Below are 6,211 nucleotides of genomic sequence, written 5' to 3'. Positions count from 1 at the left end.
GCTCGGTGGTGAATCGACTCTTGCGCATGTCCGTCCTCTCGGGTTGACGGACTTTACCCAGATTCGACTGGTATGGCTCAGTGGGGGCAGGTCACAAGAAATGAACCTGACTCCGCCTTTCGTCGGTCTGCACGCGCACCGGACTCGTCAACTTCAGCAAGACAAGCGCCGTTGCCGTCGATCTTGACGTTGATCTTCGCGACTTAAAGCCCGCCGAGCACCGGAAAGGCCGGTGGCCGGGGAGGTGCCCATGTTTGAGTGCCGCGAAGCGGCGCGAGTTTGGGCACCGTGCCACCGGCCTTGAGGCGCACAGGGGACCGGGGCGGCGCAGTCGGCCCGGCGGGCGTCAGGAGCAGGCGGTTTTGGTTCCTTTTGCCAAGACAAAAGGAACCCGCCGAAAGGCGGAAGCCTTTGATCCCACTCTAAACAACAAGAACCACGTTCATTAACCCATGCAACAAATCAACCCAATCCCCTCAACCAGACAAACTACGTCGATTAAGATGTTTGCCTATATACAGCAATAGGGGTAATGGTTATATCTGAAGGACTATACGGCATTGCTGTCTTGTCCACAGCCCTAACAGCATCAAACAACTTCAGAAGAGCCATATGAATTCCTTCATCGGCCGCAGAAATACTCGAATCTTGATTCGTATTTGGCCTCAAAGAAGCAACTTGACAAAACACCCGCCAATTCTCAGCAGGACGAGACCCATACTTGATCAAGACAGACCCCATATCCTCTCGCATAAGGCTTGGATCAAGCACCCCAACAAACTTTGTATCAATGCAATCAAAGATAACACGAAGAAGAATCTTCTCTCCAATAAGCTCCTTGATCACAAGAGACAGTCCATCTTGTATATTTCTATCAATCTGCAGTTCTGATCTCGCAGCTTTCAAGGCTTTCTGATACTCCGAGCCACCTGCTTTTATACCACTCTCCAACAGACTCTGCGCGGACGTCCACGCAAAAAACTTCCCCAATTCATTAAAGTTTTCTATAAGAGACCTCATTCGAGACAGATCATTAAGCTCAACACTTGCGTCAAGCAAAATAAACTCTGTCGAAGAGAGCGATGCCTTGAGAGCCTCCGTCCCCAGCCCCTTAACTTCTATAACATCCACCTTCCTTAGGATTTTGTACTCAATCAGCTTTTCTTCAAGCTTGGTATAAATGTAATCATTCAATGATCTATTTTCGTGGGTATCGCGCCGCCATAGCTGCTCGACACCCAACTCACCAGCAGCAAGCCCAAAGACCCCCGCCTTCACATTCCCTTTGACACTCGATTCAGCAGCGAGAGACTTAGAAAAAGACTCCACCAATCCTTGTTCCAACTGGGAAACCAAGGATCTAACACGCTCGACATCGAGATAAATGAAGTCGCGAACGAAAGTCACTGACTCACCCACACTTGCTATACCCACAATTCAAACAAGTAGCACACCCATCCATGATGACGAGCGCCTTGGTGCTGCACTTGTGGCACATGGTCGCCGACGGCGGGAACGACACACCGCCGTCGCCGGTGACTTCGACGTCTTCCTCGCGCCGCTCGGCGCGGACCCGGGGTTCGGGGAACAGCTCGCCGCTGCGGTCGTCGGCGACGACCGGGGCCTCGACGACCGGCATCGCGCCGGCCGGGCTTATTTCAGAGTTTTTTTTTGAGTCCAGCGCGGCGTAGGCGGCGCGCTTCTCGGCGATCAGCTTGCGCTGGGCCTCGCTGAGCTCGGGGTCCTTGATCATGCCGATCGACTTGAGGTGGTCCTCGACGATGCTGCCCAGCTCGGCGACCAGGGACGGCATGTAGACGCCGCCGGCCTTGAAGTAGCCGCCGCGCGGGTCGAACACCGCCTTCATTTCCTCGACCAGGAAGGTCACGTCGCCGCCCTTGCGGAACACCGCGGACATGATCCGGGTCAGCGCCACGATCCACTGGAAGTGGTCCATGTTCTTGGAGTTGATGAAGATCTCGAACGGGCGACGCTGCTCGAACTCGCTGCCGGCGTTGAGCACGATGTCGTTGATCGTGACGTACAGGGCGTGCTCGAACAGCGGCGTCTTGAGCTTGTAGGTGGAGCCGATCAGGGTCTCGGGGCGCTCGATGCGCTCGTGCATCTGGATGACGTTGTCGCCGAGCGCCTCGGCCTCGGCCGCTTCGCGCTTGACCGCCTCGGCCTTGGCGGCCTCGGCCTGCTTGGCCTTGTCTTCCGGGGTGACGACGCTGTAGCCCTTGATTTTCTTGTCGATCTTGACGGCCATCGGCCCTGCTCCTGATGCGTTGTTGCGGTGGTGCGTGCCGGGGCGCGTGCTGCGATGCGCCGGGGCGGTTCTGCCTGAACCCTCCCCCGGTCGGGGGAGGGGGTTACGGCTCGGGGCTTGCTTACTTCTTCTTGGCCGCCTTTCTGGGAGCGGCCTTCTTCACGGCCTTCTTCGCTGCCGTTTTCTTCACGACCTTGCGCGCGGCCTTCTTCGGTGCGGCTTTCTTCACCGTCTTCCTGGCGGCCTTCTTCGGTGCGGCCTTCTTCACCGTCTTCCTGGCGGCTTTCTTCGGCGCGGCCTTCTTCACCGCCTTCCTGACGGCCTTCTTCGGTGCGGCCTTCTTCACCGCCTTCTTGACGGCTTTCTTCGGCGCGGCCTTCTTCACCGCCTTCCTGGCGGCCTTCTTCGGTGCGGCCTTCTTCACCGCTTTCTTCGCGGTCTTCTTGGCGGCCTTCTTCGCCGCCTTGCGGCCCTTCAGCGCGGCTGCCTCCTTCTTGGCGGCGGCGCTGGCCGCGGCCAGTTTCTTCTTGGCCGAGCCCACCGCCTTCTTGGCCGCCTTCTTCGCCTTGGCCACGGTCTTGCCGGCCGACTCGCCGGCATCCTTGGCGGTCTTCTCGGCGTTCTTGCGGGCCTTGGCGGCCGCCTTGCGTACCGACTTGACGACGTCTTCGGCCTTGTGCGCGATGCCGGACGCGGTCTCCATCGCGTTGTCCGCGACCTGCGACAGGGTCGCCGTTACTCCATTGCCGTTGCTCATGTGCCCTCCTCGCGGGCGTATCCGTTTCGATCTTGTGGTCGAGTCAACAACTGGTTGGGACTTCATGGAGCGCCTGGCGATACCGCCGCCGATGCAGGACCTGGTTGAGCGGTGCTCCAATGGCGATGCTATACCTGCCGCGCGCGCAATCAAGATGCCTGCATGCGGGGCGGGCAAGGCCTCTGGAGCCGGGTGGCGACCGCCGTTCCGCCACCCCGGGACGATCCGGCCGCCCCCGCCGTCGACCGCGTGCCGGGACACGGCCGGGACGCTCCCCGACCGCGACCGCGGACCCGGTCAGAACTTGCCGTAATAGCCTTCCTTGAGGGCGTCGAACAGGTTGGCGGCGGTGTGCATCTCGCCATCGTACTCGATCTGCTCGTTGCCCTTGACCTCGACCACCTGGCCGTCCTCCAGCTCGAAGCGGTAGGTGGTGTTCTCCAGGTCGGCCTCCTTGACCAGCACGCCCTGGAAGGCGGCGGGGTTGAAGCGGAAGGTGGTGCAGCCCTTCAGCCCCTGCTTGTGGGCGTAGGTGTAGATGTCCTTGAAGTCCTCGTACGGATAGTCGGTCGGGACGTTCGCGGTCTTGGAGATCGAGCTGTCGACCCACTTCTGGGCGGCGGCCTGGACGTCGACATGCGCCTTCGGGGTGATGTCGTCGGCGGCGATGAAGTACTCCGGCAACTTGGCCGCGGCGTCGTCGCTGAACGGCATCGCCTTGGGGTTGACCAGCTCGCGGTAGGCCAGCAGCTCGAAGGAGAACACGTCGACCTTCTCCTTCGACTTCTTGCCCTCGCGGATCACGTTGCGGCTGTAGTGATGGGCGAAGCTGGGCTCGATGCCGTTGGAGGCGTTGTTGGCCAGCGACAGCGAGATCGTGCCGGTCGGCGCGATCGAGCTGTGGTGGGTGAAGCGGCTGCCGACATCGGCCAGCTCGTCGACCAGCTGCGGAGCGGCCTCGGCCACGCGCTGCATGTAGCGGCTGTAGCGCGCGTGCAGGACCTTGCCCGGGATCTCCTGGCCGACCTTCCAGCCGTCCTTCTTCATCTCCGGACGCTTGCGCAGCATCTCGGCGGTGACCTCGAAGCGCTCCTCCATGATCGGCGCCGGGCCCTTCTCGCGGGCCAGCTCCAGACCCATCTCCCAGCCGGCGATCGCCATTTCCTTGGCGATGCGCTCGGTGAACTCGCAGGAGTCGGCCTCGCCGTACCTCATCCGCAGCATGGTCAGGGTGCTGCCCAGGCCGAGGAACCCCATGCCGTGGCGGCGTTTGCGCATGATCTCGTCGCGCTGCTGCTGCAGCGGCAAGCCGTTGATCTCGACCACGTTGTCGAGCATGCGGGTGAAGACGCGGACGACCTCCTTGTACTCGTCCCAGTCGAACTCGGCCTTGTCGGTGAACGGGTTGCGGACGAACTTGGTCAGGTTGACCGAGCCCAGCAGGCAGGCGCCGTAGGGCGGCAGCGGCTGCTCGCCGCAGGGGTTGGTCGCGCGGATGTTCTCGCACCACCAGTTGTTGTTCATCTCGTTGACGCGGTCGATCAGGATGAAGCCCGGCTCGGCGTAGTCGTACGTCGAGACCATGATCATGTCCCACAGGTGCCGCGCGCGGATGTGGCCGTAGATCTTGCAGGCGACCAGGCCGTCGTCGCGGACGATGTAGTTGCGGTGGGTCGGCCAGTCGCGCCAGACCACCTGCTCGGGGTTGTCCAGGTCGAGGTCGGTCTTTTCCTTGGTGTTCAGCGGGAACACCAGCGGCCAGTCGGCGTCGTCCTCGACCGCCTGCATGAAGCCGTCGGTGATCAGCAGCGACAGGTTGAACTGGCGCAGGCGGCCGTCCTCGCGCTTGGCGCGGATGAAGTCCTTCACGTCCGGATGGGACACGTCGAAGGTGCCCATCTGCGCGCCGCGACGGCCACCGGCCGAGGACACGGTGAAGCACATCTTGTCGTAGATATCCATGAAGGACATCGGCCCGGAGGTGTAGGCGCCGGCGCCGGCGACGAAGGCGCCGCGCGGGCGCAGGGTGCTGAACTCGTAGCCGATGCCGCAGCCGGCCTTCAGGGTCAGGCCGGCCTCGTGGACCTTCTGCAGGATGCCGTCCATCGAGTCCTCGATGGTGCCGGAGACGGTGCAGTTGATGGTGCTGGTGGCCGGCTTGTGCGCCAGCGCGCCGGCATTGGAGGTGATGCGGCCGGCCGGGATCGCCCCGCGGCGCAGCGCCCACACGAAGCGCTCGTACCAGTACTGCTGCTTCTCGCTGCCGGGCTCGGCCTCGGCCAGCGCCTTGGCGACACGCTTGTAGGTCGCGTCGATGTCCTCGTCCACCGCCTCGCCGGTCTTGGTCTTCAACCGGTATTTCTTGTCCCAGATGTCCAGGGATGCCGGCTGCAGCTGGATGTCCCTTGCCGCCGGTTTCACTGCCTCGAGGCGCACCGTACTCATGCTGTTCCTGTCTCCTCGTTCGGGCCCGATGGTGAGCCGGGCCGCGTCATTCGAATCTGATTGTGGTGACTGCGCACAACCGTCCCTGGCACCCTGCGCGGCGGCCGCCGCCGACGCGCATGCCCGCGGCAGCACTCAACGCGCCGCGGAAATTCCGTGTTGTCCTGGGCCAAATCGCCGTGTCTGCGCCACTGCATGCCCCCTTGAGACACCGCCTGGGCACCGAGTCGTTCCAAGTCGAACACGAACAGGCGTGTTCACAACCCTTGGGTTCACATGACGATCACAACCACTACATGTTGTGTCGTCCGGCGGGGTCCCAAGCTACGCGTGGCCCCGGAGCCTGTCAACGGTTTTTTGATGTCGGTCACGCAGTTTGCGCTCGTCACCCTGCATCGCCCGTGATCGCGGTCGCGCCACATGCGCGCAACCGCGCCGTCGGTCAGAATCTGCCCGCACCGCGACGACCGAAGCGATCGCGCCGCCGATGCCGACCGGCTTGCCCGGCGGGTTCCGTCGAACGGTTCCGTCGACCGGTTTCATCGACGATTTAGCGCGGATGCAGGAGACTGAACCTGAACAAGCCCACCGCCGACCATTCTCACACCATGCAGAACGCGACCAAGACACCGAAGCGACTGCTCGTCGCCCTGACCCTGGCCGCCGCCTTCGGCGGCTTCGCCGCGACCGCGATCCGTGAAGCGACCCAGACCCCGGTCCGGGCCGCGCCGGCCGCGGCC

4 protein-coding genes are annotated in these 6,211 nt (G+C 62.4%); all 4 read right to left on the bottom strand.

Features of this window, described 5'->3' with window-relative positions; translation table 11 throughout:
• Nucleotides 1-498 precede the first annotated feature (498 nt).
• On the bottom strand, nucleotides 499-1,407 hold the full coding sequence (locus FKV24_RS18400) for a DUF6414 family protein (RefSeq protein WP_141483429.1): 909 nt from the start codon (nucleotides 1,405-1,407) through the stop codon (nucleotides 499-501).
• 4 nt (nucleotides 1,408-1,411) lie between these two features.
• A complete protein-coding gene (locus FKV24_RS18395; protein WP_111265417.1) occupies nucleotides 1,412-2,269 on the bottom strand; it encodes a TSCPD domain-containing protein in 858 nt (285 codons plus the stop codon).
• Nucleotides 2,270-2,390: 121 nt separating this feature from the next.
• The gene (locus FKV24_RS18390) at nucleotides 2,391-2,972 is read right to left on the bottom strand and encodes a hypothetical protein (protein WP_425481671.1); all 582 of its coding nucleotides are present in this window, start codon (nucleotides 2,970-2,972) and stop codon (nucleotides 2,391-2,393) included.
• 351 nt (nucleotides 2,973-3,323) lie between these two features.
• A complete protein-coding gene (locus FKV24_RS18385; RefSeq protein WP_141483428.1) occupies nucleotides 3,324-5,471 on the bottom strand; it encodes an adenosylcobalamin-dependent ribonucleoside-diphosphate reductase in 2,148 nt (715 codons plus the stop codon).
• Nucleotides 5,472-6,211 lie beyond the last annotated feature (740 nt).

The organism is Marilutibacter maris, assembly GCF_006546735.2.
Lineage (GTDB): Bacteria > Pseudomonadota > Gammaproteobacteria > Xanthomonadales > Xanthomonadaceae > Marilutibacter > Marilutibacter maris.
Note: the sequence above shows the minus strand (reverse complement) of the source record. Positions and strands in the feature narration are given on the sequence as shown.